Source organism: Cupriavidus sp. YAF13 (genome assembly GCF_052113425.1).
GTDB lineage: Bacteria > Pseudomonadota > Gammaproteobacteria > Burkholderiales > Burkholderiaceae > Cupriavidus.
The window spans coordinates 1-20,547 of sequence record NZ_JBFRDD010000088.1 but is presented as its reverse complement, the minus strand read 5'-3'; the positions used below and the strand labels follow the sequence as shown (position 1 = coordinate 20,547).

17 protein-coding genes are annotated in these 20,547 nt (G+C 65.9%); 12 read left to right on the top strand and 5 right to left on the bottom strand.

Features of this window, described 5'->3' with window-relative positions:
- The 4 genes from AB4061_RS38455 to AB4061_RS38440 all read right to left on the bottom strand — a co-directional run.
- Positions 1-1,022: tripartite tricarboxylate transporter permease (locus AB4061_RS38455; RefSeq protein WP_441641322.1), on the bottom strand; the 1,022-nt coding region annotated here is incomplete at its 3' end.
- 387 nt (positions 1,023-1,409) lie between these two features.
- Positions 1,410-1,700 (bottom strand): pentapeptide MXKDX repeat protein, encoded by a 291-nt coding sequence (locus AB4061_RS38450; RefSeq protein WP_441641321.1) that lies wholly within the window; start codon positions 1,698-1,700, stop codon positions 1,410-1,412.
- A 61-nt stretch (positions 1,701-1,761) separates the two neighbouring features.
- The gene (locus tag AB4061_RS38445) at positions 1,762-2,535 is read right to left on the bottom strand and encodes a molybdopterin-dependent oxidoreductase (RefSeq protein ID WP_441641320.1); all 774 of its coding nucleotides are present in this window, start codon (positions 2,533-2,535) and stop codon (positions 1,762-1,764) included.
- 69 nt (positions 2,536-2,604) lie between these two features.
- Positions 2,605-3,243, bottom strand: a complete 639-nt coding sequence (locus AB4061_RS38440; protein WP_441641319.1) for a cytochrome b/b6 domain-containing protein — start codon at positions 3,241-3,243, stop codon at positions 2,605-2,607.
- A gap of 397 nt (positions 3,244-3,640) precedes the next feature.
- Between AB4061_RS38440 and hisN the strand changes: the two genes are divergently transcribed.
- From hisN to AB4061_RS38405, 7 genes are all read left to right on the top strand, one after another.
- Positions 3,641-4,432, top strand: a complete 792-nt coding sequence (gene hisN, locus AB4061_RS38435; protein ID WP_441641318.1) for a histidinol-phosphatase — start codon at positions 3,641-3,643, stop codon at positions 4,430-4,432.
- A gap of 136 nt (positions 4,433-4,568) precedes the next feature.
- Positions 4,569-5,822: an Hsp70 family protein gene (locus tag AB4061_RS38430; protein ID WP_441641317.1), complete on the top strand. Its 1,254-nt coding sequence runs from the start codon at positions 4,569-4,571 to the stop codon at positions 5,820-5,822.
- Positions 5,823-6,402: 580 nt separating this feature from the next.
- Positions 6,403-7,422, top strand: coding sequence for a transporter (locus AB4061_RS38425; protein WP_441641316.1), 1,020 nt, complete (start codon positions 6,403-6,405; stop codon positions 7,420-7,422).
- An 82-nt stretch (positions 7,423-7,504) separates the two neighbouring features.
- Positions 7,505-8,422, top strand: coding sequence for a polyphosphate kinase 2 (gene ppk2 / locus AB4061_RS38420; protein ID WP_441641315.1), 918 nt, complete (start codon positions 7,505-7,507; stop codon positions 8,420-8,422).
- A 153-nt stretch (positions 8,423-8,575) separates the two neighbouring features.
- Positions 8,576-9,889 (top strand): cation:proton antiporter, encoded by a 1,314-nt coding sequence (locus tag AB4061_RS38415; protein ID WP_441641314.1) that lies wholly within the window; start codon positions 8,576-8,578, stop codon positions 9,887-9,889.
- A 145-nt stretch (positions 9,890-10,034) separates the two neighbouring features.
- Positions 10,035-11,705 (top strand): M30 family zinc metallopeptidase, encoded by a 1,671-nt coding sequence (locus AB4061_RS38410; protein ID WP_441641313.1) that lies wholly within the window; start codon positions 10,035-10,037, stop codon positions 11,703-11,705.
- An 89-nt stretch (positions 11,706-11,794) separates the two neighbouring features.
- Positions 11,795-12,118, top strand: coding sequence for a hypothetical protein (locus AB4061_RS38405; protein WP_441641312.1), 324 nt, complete (start codon positions 11,795-11,797; stop codon positions 12,116-12,118).
- A 29-nt stretch (positions 12,119-12,147) separates the two neighbouring features.
- On the opposite strand, the gene AB4061_RS38400 is transcribed toward AB4061_RS38405, so the two are convergent.
- On the bottom strand, positions 12,148-13,245 hold the full coding sequence (locus AB4061_RS38400) for a substrate-binding domain-containing protein (protein WP_441641311.1): 1,098 nt from the start codon (positions 13,243-13,245) through the stop codon (positions 12,148-12,150).
- Between the two features lie 287 nt (positions 13,246-13,532).
- Between AB4061_RS38400 and AB4061_RS38395 the strand changes: the two genes are divergently transcribed.
- The 5 genes from AB4061_RS38395 (at position 13,533) to AB4061_RS38375 (ending at position 19,617) form a co-directional block, all read left to right on the top strand.
- The gene (locus AB4061_RS38395) at positions 13,533-14,060 is read left to right on the top strand and encodes a formate dehydrogenase subunit gamma (RefSeq protein WP_441641310.1); all 528 of its coding nucleotides are present in this window, start codon (positions 13,533-13,535) and stop codon (positions 14,058-14,060) included.
- Positions 14,057-15,610 carry a formate dehydrogenase beta subunit gene (locus tag AB4061_RS38390; protein ID WP_441641309.1) on the top strand — a complete coding sequence of 518 codons (1,554 nt, stop codon included), beginning with the start codon at positions 14,057-14,059 and terminating at the stop codon, positions 15,608-15,610. The genes AB4061_RS38395 and AB4061_RS38390 overlap by 4 nt, the downstream gene beginning before the upstream one ends.
- Positions 15,611-15,698: 88 nt before the next feature.
- A complete protein-coding gene (fdhF, locus tag AB4061_RS38385; protein WP_441641308.1) occupies positions 15,699-18,554 on the top strand; it encodes a formate dehydrogenase subunit alpha in 2,856 nt (951 codons plus the stop codon).
- On the top strand, positions 18,551-19,396 hold the full coding sequence (gene fdhD, locus AB4061_RS38380; protein WP_441641307.1) for a formate dehydrogenase accessory sulfurtransferase FdhD: 846 nt from the start codon (positions 18,551-18,553) through the stop codon (positions 19,394-19,396). The genes fdhF and fdhD overlap by 4 nt, the downstream gene beginning before the upstream one ends.
- Positions 19,393-19,617: a formate dehydrogenase subunit delta gene (locus AB4061_RS38375; protein ID WP_416047736.1), complete on the top strand. Its 225-nt coding sequence runs from the start codon at positions 19,393-19,395 to the stop codon at positions 19,615-19,617. Before fdhD ends, AB4061_RS38375 begins: the two co-directional genes overlap by 4 nt.
- The last annotated feature ends 930 nt before the right edge of the window (positions 19,618-20,547 follow it).

Below are 20,547 nucleotides of genomic sequence, written 5' to 3'. Positions count from 1 at the left end.
ATGTTGTGGATGGTCATCGCGCCCACCATCAGCGCCATCACGGCGTTGGGCGGAATGCCCAGCGTCAGCAGCGGGATGAAGGAGGTCTGCGCCGCGGCGTTGTTGGCCGATTCCGGACCTGCCACGCCTTCGATGGCGCCCTTGCCGAACTCATGCGAATACTTGGAAGTCTTCTTCTCCAGCGAGTAGGCCGCGAAAGAAGCGAGCGCCGCGCCGCCGCCGGGCAGGATCCCGAGAACGGAGCCGAGCGCGGTACCGCGCAGCACCGCTGGCGCCATGCGCTTGAAGTCCGCCTTGGAGGGCCACAGGTTGCTAACGTGATCGGTAAAGGTTTCGCGGTTTTCCTTCTGCTCCAGGTTGGCGATGATCTCGGCAAAGCCGAACATCCCCATGGCCAGCGCGACGAAATCGACACCGTCGGTCAGCTCCGGCACGTCGAAGGAGAAGCGTGCGGCGCCCGAGTTCACGTCGGTGCCGACCAGGCCCAGCAGCAGCCCCAGCACGATCATGGCAACCGCCTTGGGCAGCGAGCCCGAAGCCAGCACCACGGCGCCGATCAGGCCCAGGCACATCAGCGAGAAGTACTCGGCAGGCCCAAACTTGAATGCCAGTTCCGACAGCGGCGTAGCAAACGCGGCCAGGATCAGCGTCGCCACGCAGCCGGCAAAGAAGGAGCCCAGGCCAGCGGTGGCCAGCGCCACCCCTGCTCGCCCTCGCCTGGCCATCTGGTAGCCGTCGATGGTGGTCACCACCGACGACGATTCACCCGGCAGGTTGACCAGGATGGCGGTGGTGGAACCACCGTACTGGGCGCCGTAGTAAATACCGGCCAGCATGATGAGCGCGGCCACCGGCGGCAGCGTGTAGGTCACCGGCAGCAGCATGGCGATGGTCGCCAGTGGCCCGATGCCGGGCAGCACGCCGATCAGCGTTCCCAGCACGCAGCCGAGAAAGCAGTATCCAACGTTCTGCAGTGTCAGCGCCGTGGAGAACCCAAGGGCCAGGTGTTCGAATAGTTCCATGAGGCTGTCTCCCTCGCCTGCAGTGAAACCCAGGCCGCGCATCTGCGGCAAGGCAGGCACGGCGGACCAGGCTACGCGCGGCATTCTTGCGGAATGGCGCGCGAATCGGAGGAAGCTGGCGGGGCGCGAGGCTACGCTGGTTTCCGCCACAGATCGTCATCGACAGCAAGCGCGCGCGCTCAGGCGCACCCCAATGGCTTACCAAGCACAGTAGGCGCGAGTGCTTTCATCCGCCTTTCAGTGACGGCCGCTGCGGGTATGTCCCGATACGCCGGAGTGACGCCTGAGATTCCCCGCGCCCGAAAAGCAACGCCCCGGACGAAAGCCGGGGCGTTGTCACATGGCCTGCCRCTCGCCTGGCAGGCAAGCGGGCGCACTGCTTACGCCTTACTGCTTCGGCGCGTCTTTGCCCATGGCGTCCTTGCCCATCGAGTCCTTGCTCATGGCGTCTTTGCTCATGCTGTCCTTGCCCATCTTGTCCTTGCTCATCTTGTCGTGGCTCTTGCCCATCTTGTCTTTGCCCATCTTGTCCTTGCTCATCGAGTCCTTGCCCATGGTGTCCTTGGCCATGCTGCTGTCATTGCTCATGGCATCCTTCTTCATGGAGTCCTGGGCAAAGGCATGACCCGCAAATAGCATCGTGGTCGAGAGCAGGGTAGCTGCGAAAAGTTTGTTCATGAAGATCTCCTTGGGTTGGTCAGTGTGCAAGCCGGCATCATGCCGGCCAATTTCAAGCGGATCAGGATCCGCCGAACCAGTTGTATCCCTGGTCTTCCCAGTAACCGCCGGGATACGTGTTGGTGACGTACAGCGCCATGATGTGCTTGGGGTTCTTGTAGCCAAGCTTGGTCGGCATGCGCAGTTTCATGGGGAAGCCGTACTTGGGCGGCAGCTTCTCCCCGTCGTAGGTAAAGGTCAGCAGCGTCTGCGGATGCAGCGCGGTGGGCATGTCGATGCTGGTGAAATAGTCGTCGGCGCAGCGAAAGCCCACGTACTTCGCGCTGGTGTCGGCACCCACGCGATGCAGGAATTCCGAGAAGGGCGTGCCCCCCCACTTGCCGATGGCGCTCCAGCCTTCCACGCAGATATGGCGCGTGACCTGCGAGGTCTGCGGCAGCGCGTAGAGCTGCTCGAGCGTCCACGGATCCTTGCGCGCCACCATGCCGCCGACTTCCAGCCGGAAGTCGGCACCGTCGACCTCGGGCACTTCGTCCTCGCCGTAGAAGGCATTGAACGGGAACGGCCGCGTGATCATGGACTCCGCATAGGTGGGCGCGAGCCGCTTGGGGTCGAACAGCCAGCCTTGCACGCGATCGTTGAAGCGCGATACCGCGGTGAGAAAGCGCTCCACCGAGGCGTCGTCGCTCAGGCTGCAACCCGTCAGCATCGACAGCCCGCCCAGCGTGATGGCGCGCTTGGCGAACAGGCGGCGCGACGGCATATCGAGTTCGCGCACGGCGTCTCGCAGGATCAGGCGCCGGTCAAGCGTGGCGATGGGTTTGGACTTGCTCATGGCGGTTCTCCGCGATGCGGCTCTGTGGATTCGGTTCTGTGGATGCGTTTGCGTAAACACGGCCGGCGATCAGCGGCCGCGCAGCATGATCAGCAGCGTGCGCGGCACCAGCGCCACCATGGCCACGTGCACGACGATGAACAGCACGATGGCGCTCATGCATACGAAGTGGACCCAGCGCGCCGCGTCATAGCCGCCCATCAGCTCGCGCAGCAGCGGGAATTGCACCGACTTCCAGATCGCCAGGCCGGACAGCACCGTGACCACGATGACCACCACCACGCCCAGGTACATGGCCTTCTGGGCCGCGTTGTATTCGGCCAGGTCCGGGTGCGCCAGCCGGCCGCGCAACGCCGCGGCGATATCGCGCAGCGCCGCGGGCACCGACAGCGGCAGGAAGCGGCGGCGGAACCGTCCGGTGAGGGCGTTCATCAGCAAGTAGAACAGCCCGTTGGCGACCAGCAGCCACATGGCGGCGAAGTGCCACTGCAGCGCGCCGCCCAGCCATCCGCCGAGCGTGATGCCATTGGGGAAATGCAGGCCGAACAGTGGCGACGCGTTATAGATGCGCCAGCCGCTCATTACCATGACGATGACGGCGATGGCGTTGAGCCAATGGGTGATGCGCACCCACGCCGGCTGGATGGAGGCGGACGTTTGTCCGCGGCGGCCGTGTGCGGGCCGCGATAGCTGGGAGGCTGTGTCCACCGTCTTTCTCCAATGTTCCATGTTCCGTGGCGCTCGCAGGTGCGGCTGCAACGGGTTATGTGCCTTTGTCGACAGTGGCGGCACGAACTTACACGCGGGACGGTAATTTTTTCTGGCACGCGGGCACGTCGGCAACGGGCATCCCCGGAGTCACTCAGCAAGCTCGGCGAAAGAACGTACGGACTGTTGGGCGACGCATGGACGGCTACCCGCACTCTTGACATTAGCACTCCGCCCGCGAGACGCCAAAGGCGATCGATGCCCGCCTCACACGGCCCGCTACAATGCTGGCGGGCCGCGCGGCCAGCGCTGTCCCACTGCGCGCGCGCAGCCCGGTCTGCCCGGAGCCGCATGCCGCCGCCGCCCCGACACCATTCACGGACCCCAGGATCTCCGCATGCCTTTGACCGCCGAGCAGCTTATCGAATACATGGACTTCGCCGCAGACCTCGCGCAGGCGGCCGGCAATGCCAGCCTGCCGTACTTCCGCAGCGCCCCGGCGGTAGAGGACAAAGGTGGCCGGCGCTTCGACCCGGTCACCGCAGCCGACAAGGCAGCCGAGCGCGCCATGCGCGACCTGATCCTGGCGACATACCCGGAGCACGGCATCCTGGGCGAAGAAGAAGACCGTGTGGCCGGCAGCTCGCCGCTGACCTGGGTGCTCGATCCCATCGACGGCACCCGTGCGTTCATTACCGGGCTGCCGCTCTGGGGCACGCTGATCGCGCTTAACGACGGCCAGCGACCGGTGATCGGCATCATGGACCAGCCGTTCACGCGCGAGCGGTTCAGCGGCGATGGCAGCCAGGCATGGCTCAACGGCCAGCCCCTGCGTACCCGGCCGTGCGCCGACCTGGCGCAGGCCAAGCTGATGTGCACCACGCCGGAGATGTTCGAGGACGCGGCGCAGTTCGCCGCCTTTCGCCGCGTGGCGGACGCCGCCCGCATGCAGCGCTATGGCGGCGATTGCTACGCCTACTGCATGGTCGCGGCGGGCCATGTCGATGCGGTGGTCGAGGCTGGCCTGAAGGCCTACGACGTGCAGGCGCTGATTCCCATTGTGGAGGGAGCGGGCGGCGTTATCACCAGTTGGACCGGCGGGGATGCACAGCAGGGCGGCACCGTGGTGGCCTGCGGCGACCCGCGGCTGCACCAGCAGATACTCGCGCTGCTGAATGCGCCTGCTTGAGCACTCGCGTGGCCCGGTGGCATCGGCCGGGCTTGCTATCATGCTGGCCGCAATGTCCGGCGCGGAAAAAAACGGCCCAGCCAGCACGGCCATCCCGGCCCGGACTTAACCATGCAGTAGGGAAGAAACCAGAAACATGATGTCAAACGCTTGCGGCCTAGATTTCGGCACGTCCAATTCCACGGTGGGCTGGTGCCGGCCGGGACAACCCACGCTGTTGCCGCTGGAAGATGGCAAGCTCACGCTACCCTCCGTGATCTTTTTCCATTCCGAGGATCCGCTGGTCAGCTACGGCCGCGCCGCGCTTGGCGACTACCTGGCGGGCTATGAAGGGCGGCTGATGCGCTCGCTCAAGAGCCTGCTCGGCACCTCGATGATGGAGGACAGCACCGAGGTCATGGGGCAGGCCATGCCGTTTCGCAAGCTGCTCTCGCACTTCATCGGTGAGCTCAAGCAGCGCGCCGAGACCTCGGCCGGCGCCAGCTTCGACAAGGTCGTGCTGGGCCGCCCGGTGTTCTTCATCGACGAAGACACCAAGGCCGACCAGCTCGCCGAGCAGACGCTGCGCGAGATCGCGGCGGATGCCGGCTTCAAGGACATCGAGTTCCAGTATGAGCCGATCGCCGCGGCCTTCGATTATGAAGCCACGATCGTGCGCGAGGAACTGGTGCTGGTGGCCGACATCGGCGGCGGCACCTCCGACTTCTCGCTGGTGCGCCTGTCGCCCGAGCGGGCCGGCAAGGTCGACCGGCGTGGCGACATCCTGGCCAACGGTGGCGTGCACATCGGCGGCACGGACTTCGACAAGAGCTTGAGCCTGGCGAGCGTGATGCCGTTCCTGGGCCTGGGCAGCGAGCTGCGCAACGGCAAGGCGATGCCTTCGGGCCAGTATTTCGACCTGGCGAGCTGGCATACCATCAACCTGGTCTACACCCGCAAGGCGTGGTCGCACGTGATGGACAACTATCGCGATGCCGCCGACAAGATAAAGCTGGACCGCCTGATCAGCCTGATCAAGCAGCGCGCCGGCCACTGGCTCGCGATCCAGGTGGAAGCCGCCAAGATCGCCTTGTCGGGCGAGCCGCAGACGCAGCTCGACCTGGGGCGCATCGCCCCGGGCGAGACCATGGCGATCAGCCGCGCTGACTTTGACCTGTCCATTGCGAAGCTGGTTGGCAAGACCGAGGTGACGGTGCAGGCGTTGTTGCGGGATGCGGGCGTGCAGGCGGATGCGATCGACACCGTATTGTTTACCGGCGGATCCAGCAGCGTGCCTTTGCTGCGTGAGCGGTTGTCCGAGCTGATCCCGGGGGCACAGCGGATCGAGGGCGATCTGTTTGGCGGCATTGGTTCCGGGCTGGCGCTGGATGCCCGGCGCAAGTTCGGGTGAGGGGAATGGGTGGGGTAGGTTATTGGGTGGGGTAGGTTGACTGCAACTTCAGCTGCAACTTCAACTGCAACGTCAAAAGCTTAAAGTCAAAAGCAGTTTCACCTCCCCTGCGGGGAGGCGACCTACTTTCTTGTCTCGCCAAGAAAGTAGGCAAAGAAGGCGACCCGGATGGGGCGAAAGACTCCTCGTCGCCAGGCCAAAAGAGCGGCCGGGACCCAAACTCGTATCGCCTTAAGGCGATGCTCAAACATGGGTCCCTCTTTTCCGCTCTTTTGGCCTGCCGACGAGGCGCCCCATAACGGGGGATGCAAACCTTCACGGCTCGCTTCGCATCGCGCTTGGGTGATTTCCGCCTGGAGGCGGGAATCACGGCTACACGAAATCGTTTTCTGCTCTCTCTGGTTTGGTCCCCTCTCCCGCTTGCGGGCGAGCAACCGTGTCAAGTGGGCCGGGGGAGAGGGCGGGCGCTGGCAAGAGCGAGATGGCCTCAAGGACCTTGTGCCCCTGGCCGGGTGCCGTCCGTCATCCCCGCATGCTAATGTCCCATCTTCGCGAATTCGCGTTTTCGAAGAGGCACCACATGCATGCGGCTATCGTCGAAGCCAGCTACGGCTCCGATCCGGTTGGTCTGGTCAGCGGCTTTCGCTTCCTGCCCGGCGAGCCGGGCCAGCCCATCGATTCCGCCGCGGCGGCCGCGTGGCTCGGGCAGCCCCCGTCGGGCGACGAGTTTCTTTGGCTGCACTTCAATCTGTCGCATAGCGCGTGCGAGCGCTGGCTCAAGGGCCAGCTCGACCTGCCCGAGGGATTCTTCGAGGCGCTGCGCGAGGGTTCGCGCTCCACGCGCATCGAGCGCCTGGATACGGCGCTGCTTGCGGTGGTCAATGACGTGATTTACAACTTCGGCGTGGCCACCACCGATATCTCCACGCTGTGGGCCTGTGCCGACCGCCGCATCCTGGTGACTGCGCGCATGAAGCCGTTGCGCTCGGTTGACCAGCTGCGCGCCTCGGTGCGCCAGGGCGAGTTGTTCCACACGCCGCTGGCGCTGCTGGTGCATTTGCTGCGCGACCAGGCCGATGTGCTGGTGCGCATCGTGCGCGAAACCAGCGTGACCGTGGACCAGGTCGAGGATCGCCTGCTCTCGCATCGTCTGCATGGCAACCGCGCGGAGCTTGGCTCCATGCGCCGCGGCCTGGTGCGCTTGCAGCGGCTGCTCGCGCCCGAGCCTGGCGCGCTGTTTCGCTTGCTCAACCGGCCTCCAGCCTGGCTGCAGGATCAGGACATCCAGGATCTGCGCTCCTCCACCGAGGAGTTTTCGCTGGTGCTGAGCGACCTGGCCGCGCTGGTCGAGCGCATCAAGCTGCTGCAGGAAGAGATCGCGGCCAAGCTCAACGAGCAGACCAACCGCACGCTGTTCACGCTGACGCTGGTCACCGTGCTGGCGTTGCCGATCAACATTGTCGCCGGCTTCTTCGGCATGAATGTGGGCGGGATTCCGCTGGCGGACCATCCGCACGGTTTCTGGGTGCTGGTGGTGCTGGTGGCCAGCTTCACCGTGCTGGCGGGGCGCTGGGCCTTCCGCAAGCAGGGTAGTTACTGAGCGCGCTGGCAATGCGTCACGGGCGCGTCACATCTCACGGTTAGCCTGCCAGTCACCACGTTGTTGCGAACAGGAGTTAGCGATGAGACCAGACGAGAACGCGCTGATTCGGCGTATCCACCGCGAGGTGGCCGATCACTATGACGAAGAACTCGAACTGGAGCTGGAAGACCACCATGTCGATACGCTGTTCGGCGAAGCCGGTGGCGGCCTGGACGACGACGAGCGGGCTGCGCGACGGCTTTACTTCCGCGAGCTGTTCCGCCTGCAGGGCGAGCTGGTCAAGCTGCAAAGCTGGGTGGTGGAGACCGGCCACAAGGTTGTGATCCTGTTTGAAGGGCGCGACGCGGCCGGCAAAGGCGGCGTGATCAAGCGCATCACCCAGCGGCTCAACCCGCGCGTGGCCCGGGTGGCGGCGCTGCCAGCGCCCAACGACCGCGAACGCACCCAGTGGTATTTCCAGCGCTATGTCTCGCACCTGCCGGCGGCGGGCGAGATCGTGCTGTTCGACCGCAGCTGGTACAACCGCGCCGGCGTGGAGCGCGTGATGGGCTTTTGCACCGACGACCAGTACGAGGAGTTTTTCCGCTCGGTGCCGGAGTTCGAACGCATGCTGGTGCGCTCCGGCATCCAGGTGATCAAGTACTGGTTCTCGATCTCGGACGAAGAGCAGCACCTGCGCTTCCTCTCCCGCATCCACGATCCGCTCAAGCAGTGGAAGCTCAGCCCGATGGATCTCGAATCCCGCCGGCGCTGGGAGGACTACACCCGCGCCAAGGAAATCATGCTGGAGCGCACGCATATCGACGAGGCGCGGTGGTGGGTGGTGCAGGCGGTCGACAAGAAAAAGGCGCGCCTCAATTGCATCCATCACCTGCTGCAGCAGATGCCTTATGAAGAGCGCGCGCAGCCGCCCGTGGTGCTGCCGCAGCGCGAGCGGCACGATGACTACTCGCGCCAGCCGGTGCCCGACAACATGATCGTGCCGGAAGTCTACTGAACCGTCTTGTTCGCGCGCCGCCAGCCCTTGCGCTAGCACGGGTCGCCGCCGTAGCCGGCGATCTCGCACGGCGTCCACGCGACCGCGTGCGGCCAGCGCTGCCCTGCCTGGTTCCGGCTATTCTCAGTGAAGGCTCGCTACAGGAGGTGATCCTTGTTCGGCACCTGGGCTTGGGTTATCGGCGCGTTGCTCGTCACCATGGGCTTGATCAGTTCGCAGGTAAAGCGGCTGCCGCTATCGGCGTCGGCGCTTTACCTGCTGTTCGGCATCGGGCTCGGGCCATGGGGGCTTGGCCTGATCCGGGGCGATGTGACGGATCGCGATCATGCGGCTGCGCTGGAGATCGTGACGGAGATCGCCCTGCTGGTATCGCTGTTCGCGGTGGGGCTGCGGCTGCGTGTGCATCCGCGCGATCGCCTCTGGCGCGTTGCGCTGCGGCTGGCCACGGTGGGCATGCTGCTGACCATCGCCATGCTGTTTGCGATTGGCTTCTGGGTCATGGGCTTGCCTGCGGGCGTGGCCTTGCTGCTAGCGGCCATCCTGGCGCCAACGGATCCGGTGCTGGCCTCCGACGTGCAGGTCGAGAATACGCAGGACCGCGACCGGATGCGCTTTAGCCTGACCGGGGAGGGCGGGCTCAACGACGGCGCCGCGTTTCCCTTCGTCATCCTCGCGCTTGGCCTGATGGGCGCGCAGGATGCCGGCATTGGCTGGCAGCGCTGGCTGTGGGTCGACCTGCTGTGGGCCTCCCTGGCAGGCCTGGCCCTGGGCTGGAGCATGGGCTGGCTGTGCAGCCGCGCGGTGCTGGCCCTGCGCAAGCGCCGGCATGGCGCGGCCGGCATGGAGAGCTTCTTCGCCGTCGGCCTGATCGGGCTGGCTTACGGCGCCGCGCTGGCCGTGCACAGCTATGGCTTCCTGGCGGTGTTTGCCGCGGGCATGGCCATGCGCCACGTCGAGCACCAGGAGAACCAGGACGTCGAGGCCGACGAAGTGCTGAGCGCGACCGTGTTCTCGGAGCAGGAGAGCACGGCCGTGCAGCACGACAAGGCTGCCGCCTACCTGGCACACACCGTCAGCGAGTTCTCGCTGGACCTCGAGCGGCTAGCCGAGCTTAGCGTGATGGTGGCGGTGGGCGCGCTGCTCTCCATACGGATGCTGCGCTGGGAGTACCTTGGCCTAGGGCTGGCGCTGATCCTGGTGGTGCGCCCGCTGGCCGTGGCGATCTCCACCATCGGAGCGGCGCTGCAGCCGCCGCAGCGCCGGCTCATTGCCTGGTTTGGTGTGCGCGGCATCGGCTCGGTCTACTACCTGGCCTATGCGCTTGCGCATGGCGCGGATTTCCGCCACGGCGCCATGCTGGCCGACGCCACGCTCTACGTGGTGGTGCTTTCGGTGGTGCTGCATGGCTCATCGGCCACACCCCTGATGGCGATGTACCGGCGCTGGCGCGGCGCCGCCAAGGCCTGAATCCGTTGGCTCGCGCATCGGTTCGGGCACTCGCCGGCGGCATTTCCCCTCGTTAAAGCTCTTGTCCCGGATGCCGTTATTTGTGTGGCTTAGGCTTCGTGCGCCCAGGCCGGCATCCACATAACAAGAATCGGAGCTTTAGAACATGAGGGGTCCTCTCTTCCGCCAACGCGCAAGCCAGCTCGCTGCCCTGCTGGCCGCCATGTCCGTCGCCGCCTGCGGTGGCGGTGGCGGCGATGCGCCCGCTGCCGCCCAGACAAGCGCGAGTCCTTCCGTGCCGGTCGCCAGCGCGCCGGTGCCGCCCACGCTGGCGCCGGCCTGCGGCGGCTGCAGCGCCGTGGATGCCAGCAATTACTCGGGCTCTGGCGTCGGCGTCTGGTCCGCCTCCAACACCACCGGCGCGCCGGCCGATGTGCCCGTTGCCATCGGCGGCGTGAACGGCAAGGCCGTGACGCTGCTCTACACCAACGGTGCCACGGCGCAGGCCATGCCGGCCGGCTTGTCGCTGTCGGTGATCCAGTCCGTGCTGGGCAATCTCTCGATTCAGTCGGTCTCCACCGGGCAGGACGAACAGACGATGCGCGACATTGCCGAGTTCAATCGCACCGGCTGGGCAGCACTGGCCGGCGGCAAACAGGTGGCCAGCCTTTCCGAGATCGCGCCGCCACCGCCGCTCGCTTCCGTGCTCAACGATACCAAGAGTTGGTATCACACCGACGGCACGCGCCGCGCGGCCACGCTGGTCAAGCAAGTGAGCACGGGAGACGCCACCACCGTCAACATCTGGGTGGAGACCACCGAGTCGGTGCCTGGCAAGGTCACCGGCACCCTCGTCGACACGCTGGCTGCCGCCTTCGCCAGCGGCGGCGGCATTTACGACATGCTGACCTCGGTCGGTGGCCCGCTGTGGGGTACGCACAGCTACAACAACCTCATCGCGGGCAGCGGCCAGCCGGTGGATATCGTCGTGCTCAACTTCGACAACAACGGCAAGCCATTCGGCACCGTGGGCTATTTCTGGGGCCTGCACAACCTGAAGGCCACCTCGGATTCGCGCAGCAACGAGTCGCTGTCGCTCTATCTCGATTCCGAGACCCTGTACCTGGGCGGCGCCGAAGGCCTGAAGTCGATGAAGATGACGATGGCGCACGAGGGGATGCATATGCAGAACTTCTACCGCCGCGGCGTCAAGGCCGGCCAGCAGTACGCATTCGATAGCTGGCTGGAAGAAATGTCCGCGATGATGATGGAGGACTTCGCCAGCCAGACCATCGACCCCACCTACAACGCGATCCGCGACGTGCGCTTCAGGGACTACGTGAGCTACGGCAATGGCAACTTCAACTGCAATATGCTGAATTTCACCGGTTTCGGCGCCACCTGCGAGAGCTATTCGGTGTCGGGCAGCTTCGGCGGCTTCCTGGACCGGCAACTCGGCCTGGCCTTTTACAAGGACCTGCTGGGCCGGACTTCCAGCGCGGACTCCAAGACCGTGCTCGACCAGGCCATCAAGGCCGCGCGCCCGGACTCCGGCTTCAGCCAGGAACTGTTGCGCTGGAGCGTCACCAGCAATTCGCTGATGCCAGCCGCGACGTCGCCGGCGCGTTACGGCTACCCGGCGCGTATCGATGGCGGCTTTACGCTCCCGCTGATCGATCCGGACCTGTTCCGCGCCTCGCGCAAGCTGCCGGTGGCCGTGCCCGCCACGTTGCAGCCGTACGGTAGTTTCCCGGTGGTTCGCAGCAATGCAGGCGCCACGTTCAACGAGACCGTGCGCGTGCCTGCTGGCGCTACGCTATCCGTAGTGGTGTACTGAACGCGCTAAGCGCAGGCTCGCCGGAGCTTGCTCCGGCGGCTCCCGGGCGGCGATGTTCGCCGCCCGGACTTGTCGATCCAATCAACCTCATGCGCCGAATCCTGCTCCTGATTGCTGCCCTGTCCGTCGTGCTGGCTGCGTGCGTGCACGCGGTGCCGGCCGGCCGGTCCATCGCCTTGACGGGCACGGTGATGGTCAAGGGCAGCGCCCTGTTCCAGCAGCCGGTGCTGGTCACCGCCGATGGCGAGGCATGGGTGCTGGAGAAATTCCCTGTCGGCGAGGCCGAGGCGTTGCGCGGCCAGAAGGTGGGCGTGACCGGCACCGTGCTGCGCGCAAACCAGCCTGGCACGTGGGCGCCGGCCATCCGCGTCGAGCGGATCGAGGCCCTGCCGGACGGCGCGCCTGCGCGCTAGATCCAGCTTGCTCCAGCTTGGTAGCTTGGTCAGTCGCTCGGGCCCGCGCGGTTGGGGAATGCCTCTTCCAGTGTCAATACCGTGCCCGTCAGGCCGCCGTCATAGCCGGGCAGGGCATCCACCACCTGCCGGAAACCGGCGCTCCTGAGTGCCGCCACGGCGCCGGCCAGCGCTGGGCTTTGCAGGCGCTCCCGCTCGATCACGAAGAAATACCGTTCCTTGAGCACCGGCACGAAATCCAGCCCGAAGCGGCGCGCCGCCGTCTCCACGCCGAATCCCGCATCCGCCATGCCGCTGCCAATATAGGCGGCCACCGCGGCGTGCGTGAACTCGCCATTGCTGTAACCCTCGATGCGCCCGCTGTCGATGCCGCGTGCCTTGAGCATCAGGTCCAGCAGCAGCCGCGTGCCGGAACCGGTCTGGCGGTTGACGAAGCGCACGTCGGCGCGGCAGAGATCTTGCAGCGTGGTGACCTGCTTCGGGTTGCCGGGGCGCAYGAAGATGCCTTGCGAGCGAACCGCGAGCTGGATCAGGCAATGGGTCTCGGGGCGAATCCATGTGGCAAAGCTCGCCAGCATGTCCCGCTCGAATTCGCCGATCGGCACATGGAATCCGGCTATGTCGCAGGCACCTTGCGCAAGTGCCGCAACCGCCTCAAGGCTGCCGCAGTACTTCAGGTCGTGGCGCACCCCGTGCGCGTCCAGGAAATCATGCAGCGCCGCCACCGCGAAGCCATGGCTGGCGTGCAGGCGCAGCGTGGGGCCGGGTTGGTCCACCAGCTTCTTCAGTTCGATTTCCAGTTCCGAGGCCAGGCTCTCCAGCGTGGGGGACAGCCGCGCGGCAATGCGCTTGCTGGCCCACACCAGTTGCTGCGCCAGCGGCGACAGCGCACTGCCGCGCCCGCGGGTCTTGGCGATCAGCGCGCCGCCGAACAGGGCTTGCGCGTCGCGCAGGATGCCCCAGGCATAGCGGTAGGACAGGCCGGTCGCCTGCGCCGACTGGCTGATGCTGCCGGTGCTTTCGATATGCCCGAGCAAGGTGACCAGGCGGGACACGTCAAGCGGGGCGCTGGCGGCGTCGCTGTCGTCGCGGATTTGGAGGTGGGGCAGGATCGAGATGCGAATCATATGAGAAAAATAGCATATTGCTCGAACGTGGCCAACTGCCTATAGTCCGCTCGAAGAGGCATAGCACCCGATAGAAGCCCGCTTAACTGGCCAGGCGAGATGGGGAATGCCCGTTCAGAGCCCCCAATATATGAAAAAAATAGCATATAACGCGGTCGCCGCAACACGGTGTGCCGCGCCCCGCAGCAAATCCTGGCAAGACGCGCAAGCCAATGCGCCACACCGTCTGCCGCTGGCGTTGCGCTTGAGCGCTTGCGCCGGCCCGCGCTGCGTCACCAGGAGACTCGATGTCTGATTCCGCCGCCAAGCCAGCCGCTAAGCCGGCCACCAACGCCGTGCCCGACCCGGTCGCCCGCATCGTGGCCGCGCGCCGCGACATGCCGGGCGCCTTGCTGCCCATCCTCCATGAGATCCAGGACGCGGTGGGCTACGTGCCCGCCGACGCCTTGCCCGAGATTGCCCGCGCGCTCAACCTGTCGCGCGCCGAGGTGCATGGCGTGGTCACCTTCTATCACCACTTTCGCGACAGCAAGCCGGGCCGGCACGTGGTCCAGGTCTGCCGCGCGGAAGCGTGCCAGTCGGTTGGCAGCGAGGCCCTTGCCGCGTACGCCGAGCGTGCGCTGGGCTGCGGATTCCATGAAACCACCGCCGATGGCGAGTTCACGCTGGAGCCGGTGTATTGCCTCGGCCAGTGCGCCTGTGGCCCGGCCGTGATGATCGACGGGGAACTGGCTGGCCGCGTCACGCCGCAGCGCTTCGATGCGCTGATCAAAGCCTGCACGGGCGTGGCCGAAGACCAGGAGGTGCCAGCATGAGCATCACCGTTTTCGTACCCCGCGATTCCAGCGCGCTGGCCATGGGCGCCGATGCGGTGGCCCGCGCCATCGCGCGTGAGGCCACGGCGCGTGGCGCCAGCATCGAACTGGTGCGCAACGGCTCGCGCGGCATGTTCTGGCTTGAGCCGCTGGTTGAAGTGCAGACCCCCGCAGGGCGCGTGGCCTATGGGCCGGTTACCCCCGAAGATGTCGCCGCGCTGTTCGATGCCGATTTCCTGGCTGGTGGCGCGCATGCGCTGGCGCTTGGGCTCACCGAGGAAATCCCGTTCCTCAAGGGGCAGGAGCGCTTGACCTTTGCCCGCATGGGCATCACCGATCCGCTCTCGCTCGCTGACTACATCGCACACGATGGCTATGCCGGCCTGACCCGCGCGCTGGCGCTGGACGGCGCGCGGATCGTGCAGGAAGTGACCGATTCCGGCCTGCGCGGACGCGGGGGCGCGGCGTTTCCCACGGGCATCAAGTGGCAGACGGTGCGCAACGCGCCGTCGCCCACCAAGTACGTGGTCTGCAATGCCGATGAAGGCGACTCCGGCACCTTCTCCGACCGCATGGTGATGGAAGGCGACCCGTTCATGCTGATCGAAGGCATGACCATCGCCGGCCTCGCCGTCGGCGCGGAGCATGGCTACATCTACGTGCGCTCGGAATACCCGCACGCCATCGCCGTGTTGGAATCCGCCGTCGGCATCGCGCAGGCGGCCGGCTGGCTGGGCGACGATATCCGCGGCAGCGGCCGGCGCTTCCGGCTCGAAGTGCGCAAGGGCGCCGGTGCCTATGTCTGCGGCGAGGAAACCGCGCTGCTGGAAAGCCTGGAGGGCAAGCGCGGCGTGGTGCGCGCCAAGCCGCCGCTGCCGGCCATCGAAGGGCTGTTCGGCAAGCCCACCATCATCAACAACGTGATCTCGCTGGCCACCGTGCCAGTGATCCTCGCGCGCGGCGCGCAGTTTTATCGCGACTTTGGCATGGGCCGCTCGCGCGGCACGCTGCCGTTCCAGATCGCAGGCAATGTGCGCCAGGGTGGGCTGGTGGAGAAGGCCTTCGGCGTGACCCTGCGCGAACTGCTTGAGGACTACGGCCAGGGCACGCGCAGCGCACGGCCCATCCGCGCGGTGCAGGTGGGCGGCCCGCTGGGTGCGTACCTGCCGGTGTCGCGGCTGGATACGCCGATGGACTATGAAGCCTTCGCCGCGTTCGGCGCGGTGCTGGGGCACGGCGGCATCGTGGTGTTCGACGACACCGTCGACATGGCCAGGCAAGCCCGCTACGCAATGGCATTCTGCGCCATCGAATCCTGCGGCAAATGCACGCCGTGCCGGATCGGCTCCACGCGCGGCGTCGAGGTGATCGACAAGATCATCGCGGGCGACCAGCCGGTGAAGCACGTCAAGCTGGTGCGCGACCTGTGCGACACCATGCTGGGCGGATCGTTGTGCGCCATGGGCGGCATGACGCCGTACCCGGTGCTGTCGGCGCTAGACGCATTCCCGGAAGACTTTGGCGTGGCAGTGCCAGCCAAAGCAGCCTGAGCGCAGCGCCACAGCCTATCGAACCGGCGCTGCCACTGCGCCACTCTGAATCACCAGTACGCGGCCCAGGCCGCAGCGGGAGCCCGCCTTGAACACACGCAACGAAATCGACTTCGGCACGCCGGCCAGCGATTCGCAACAGCAGGTCACCCTTGAGATCGACGGCGTCGACGTGACCGTGCCCGCCGGCACCTCGCTGATGCGTGCCGCCGTGCAAGCCGGCGTGAACGTGCCCAAGCTGTGCGCCACCGATAGCCTCAAGTCCTTCGGCTCCTGCCGCCTGTGCCTGGTCGAGATCGAAGGCCGGCGGGGCTTCCCGGCCTCGTGCACCACGCCGGCCGAAGCCGGCATGAAGGTGAAGACGCAAACCGACAAGCTGGCCGACCTGCGCCGCGGCGTGATGGAGCTGTACATCTCCGACCATCCGCTGGACTGCCTGACCTGCCCCACCAACGGCAACTGCGAGCTGCAGGATATGGCCGGCGTGGTCGGCCTGCGCGAAGTGCGCTATGGGTACGACGGCGCCAACCACCGCGCCGAGGCCAAGGACGAGTCCAATCCGTATTTCACCTACGATCCTTCCAAGTGCATCGTGTGCAACCGCTGCGTGCGTGCCTGCGAGGAGACCCAGGGCACCTTCGCGCTCACCATCAGCGGCCGCGGCTTCGATTCGCGCGTGACGGCGGGGCAGGGCGACAGCTTCATGGATTCCGACTGCGTGTCGTGCGGCGCCTGCGTGCAGGCATGCCCCACCGCCACGCTGGCCGAGACCTCCATCATCCGCATGGGGCAGCCGGAGCACAGCAAGGTCACCACTTGCGCATACTGTGGCGTGGGCTGCGCCTTCAAGGCGGAGATGAAGGGCAATGAAGTGGTGCGCATGGTGCCGTACAAGGACGGCCAGGCCAACGAAGGCCACTCGTGCGTGAAGGGCCGCTTCGCCTTTGGCTATGCGACCCACAAGGACCGCATCCTGAACCCGATGATCCGCGCCAGGATCACCGATCCGTGGCGCGAAGTGTCGTGGGAAGAAGCGATCAGCCACGCGGCCTCCGAGTTCAAGCGCATCCAGGCCAAGCATGGCCGCGACGCCATCGGCGGCATCGTGTCCTCGCGCTGCACCAACGAGGAAGGCTACCTGGTGCAGAAGCTGGTGCGCGCCGCCTTCGGCAACAACAACGTCGATACCTGCGCGCGGGTTTGCCACTCGCCCACCGGCTACGGCCTCAAGCAGACGCTGGGCGAATCCGCCGGCACGCAGACCTTCCGCTCGGTGGAGAAGGCGGACGTCATCATGGTGATGGGCGCCAACCCAACCGACGGCCACCCCGTGTTTGCCTCGCGCATGAAAAAGCGCCTGCGCGCCGGCGCCAAGCTGATCGTGATCGATCCGCGCCGCATCGACCTGGTCGATTCGCCGCACGTGCGCGCCGACTTCCACCTGCAATTGCGTCCCGGCACCAACGTGGCGGTGGTGACGTCGATGGCTCACGTGATCGTCAGCGAAGGCCTGATGGCCGAATCGTTTATCGCCGAGCGTTGCGAGGACCGCGCGTTCCAGCAATGGCGCGACTTCGTCATGCTGCCGGAGAACTCGCCGGAAGCCATGGCCGAGATCACCGGCATTCCCGCCGGGCAACTGCGCGGCGCGGCGCGCCTGTATGCCACCGGCGGCAATGCCGCGATCTATTACGGCCTGGGCGTGACCGAACATGCGCAGGGCTCGACCACCGTGATGGGCATCGCCAACCTCGCCATGTGCACGGGCAATATCGGCCGCGAAGGCGTGGGCGTGAACCCGCTGCGCGGACAGAACAACGTGCAGGGCTCGTGCGACATCGGCTCGTTCCCGCATGAACTGCCGGGCTACCGCCACGTGTCGGATTCCACCACGCGCGGGCTGTTCGAATCCGCGTGGAATGTGGAGATCAGCCCGGAGCCGGGCCTGCGCATTCCCAATATGTTCGAGGCCGCGCTGTCCGGCAGCTTCATGGGCCTGTACTGCCAGGGCGAAGACATCGTGCAGTCCGACCCGAACACGCAGCACGTGTCGGCGGCGCTGTCGGCCATGGAGTGCATCGTGGTGCAGGACATCTTCCTCAACGAGACCGCCAAGTACGCGCACGTATTCCTGCCGGGCTCGTCCTTCCTGGAGAAGGATGGCACCTTCACCAATGCCGAGCGCCGTATCTCGCGTGTGCGCAAAGTGATGCCGCCCAAGGCCCGCTATGCCGACTGGGAAGCCACCGTGCTGCTGTCCAACGCGCTGGGCTATCCGATGAACTACAAGCATCCTTCCGAGATCATGGACGAGATCGCGCGGCTCACGCCCACCTTCAGCGGTGTCAGCTACCAGCGCCTGGAAGAACTCGGCAGCATCCAGTGGCCGTGCAACGACGCCGCGCCCGAGGGCACGCCGACCATGCACATCGACGCATTCGTGCGCGGCAAGGGCAAGTTCATCATTACCCGCTACGTACCCACCAACGAGCGCGTGAACCGCAAGTTCCCGCTGATCCTCACCACGGGCCGCATCCTGTCGCAGTACAACGTGGGCGCACAGACACGCCGCACCGAGAACGTGATGTGGCATGACGAGGACCGCCTGGAGATCCATCCGCACGATGCCGAGGAACGCGGCATCAAGGACGGCGACTGGGTCGGCGTGCAAAGCCGTGCGGGCGAAACCGTGCTGCGCGCCATTGTCAGCGAGCGCATGCAGCCGGGCGTGGTGTACACCACCTTCCACTTCCCGGAGTCCGGCGCCAATGTGATCACCACGGACAACTCGGACTGGGCGACCAACTGCCCCGAGTACAAGGTCACCGCGGTGCAGGTCATGCCGGTGGCGCAGCCGTCCGAATGGCAGCGCCAGTACCGCGATTTCCACGATCAGCAGATGCAGTTGCTGCAGGCGGCCAGCGCCGAGGCAGGGTCGGCATGACACTCTGCGAGCTCGCCATGGCCGACGCCGAACCGGTCACCCACAGCACCTTCGAGGTCAGCCGCAGCCGCCTGGGCGAGCTGGCGCTGGAGGCCGACGAAATTGCCGAGGAAGTACCGGTTGCGCTCGAATACAACGGCATCTCGCATGCGGTCATGCTGGCCTCGCCGGCCGATCTCGAAGACTTCGCGTTGGGCTTCAGCCTGAGCGAAGGGCTGGTGGCCAGCCCGCGCGACGTTTATGAGATGGAGACTGAGGTCCGCCCAGAGGGTATCGCGGTGCGGTTGCGCATCGCGGCGCAAGCCTTCGCCGCGCTCAAGGATCGGCGCCGCGCCATGGCGGGCCGTACCGGCTGCGGCCTGTGCGGCACCGAATTGCTGCAGGAAGTCATGCGCGCCCCGGCACCCGTCAGCAGCGGCGCCAGCTTCAGCGACGAGGCGATGTACGCCGCATTCGCGCAGTTGCAGACCCGGCAGGAACTGCTGCGCCACACCGGCGCCACGCACGCCGCCGCCTGGCTGCGCGCCGACGGCCAGGTCGCGCTGGTCCGCGAAGACGTGGGCCGCCACAACGCGCTCGATAAACTGATCGGCGCGCTGGCACGCACCGGCGAGGACCGCTCGCGCGGCGCCGTGCTGGTGACCAGCCGCGCCAGCTACGAAATGGTGCTGAAGACCGCCAGCGCCGGCGTCGGCGTGCTGGCCGCCGTATCAGGCCCGACCGCGCTCGCGGTACGCCTGGCGATCGATGCCGGCGTCACGCTGGCCGGCTTTGTACGCGCCGGCCGGCACGTGGTCTACTCCCACCCCCAACGTTTGCACAGCAGGACGGAACRGGCATGAACTCCGACAACCTCGTCAAGATGGCGAACCAGATCGGCACCTTCTTCGAAGCCATGCCGGACCGGGAAGAAGCCGTGGCGGATATCGCCAGCCATATCAAGCGCTTCTGGGAACCACGCATGCGGCGTGCTTTGCTGGCGCGGCTGGACGGCAGTGAAGATGCCGGGCTGGATGAGATTGTCCTGTTGGCGGTGACTAGGCATCGGGGGGTGTTGGAGTGAGGGGGGGAGGTCTGTTGGGGGCGGCGCTGTTGCTTTGAACGGCGTTGGTTTTTGCACCCAAGTGCCATACGACATTGCCCTGCAAGGTTGGTCGCTGTTTATTTCATCGGCGATGGATTTTGCACCCAAGGGCCATACGACATCCCCCTGCGGGGGCTGCCGGTCACTTTTCTTTGACCGGCAAAGAAAACTAACGAAAAGAAAGCCGCCCTGCCGGGGGCAGAGCAATAAGGCTGTTTTTGCCTCTGTGGTTGCGTCGTACGGCCCGGAGTGTTGGCTGGCGTGTCCAACCGGCCCGAAGGACATCGCWACKGCATGACCCAATGGTCACGTGGTGGTGCCCCTSATCGCTTTGCTCGGTGAGCGTTCGGGCATCTGCCGTTCGCGGTGCGCAGCGCCACGATCCTGCCTGCATCGGTGGTTTCGTGGTTTTGTCTCTGACGGTAGCCGCCCGGCTATTTGGTGCCCTGCCGTACCGGCGCGGGCGGCACCTTGCTATCGCCCCCTCTGGTTTCGTGGTGGGCACCGTGGCCCGGTCCGCGAGGGCCGGGCTCGCACTTCACGGTGCTCGTCCTCCGAGACAAAACCACGAAACCAGCCACATCCGAAATGGCGCAGCACTTCGCCCCGCGAACGGCAGATGTGGGAACGGTCACCGCAAGCGAGGTCAGGGGCCGCACCACGTAACCCATGGGTCATGTGGAAACGATGTCCTTCGGGCCGGTAGAATTCGCCAGCCAACACTCCGGGCCGTACGACGCAACCACCGATATTCGAGAGCCTTATTGCTCTGCGCCCGGCAGGGTCGGCTTTCTTCTCGTTAGTCTTCTTTGCCGACGCAAAGAAGAGATGGTATGAACGCGCCCCGCCCTCCCATGGAGCGCGAGACGTCGAAGAAGTCTTGCGGGGTGGGGCAAAACTGCCCTGCTG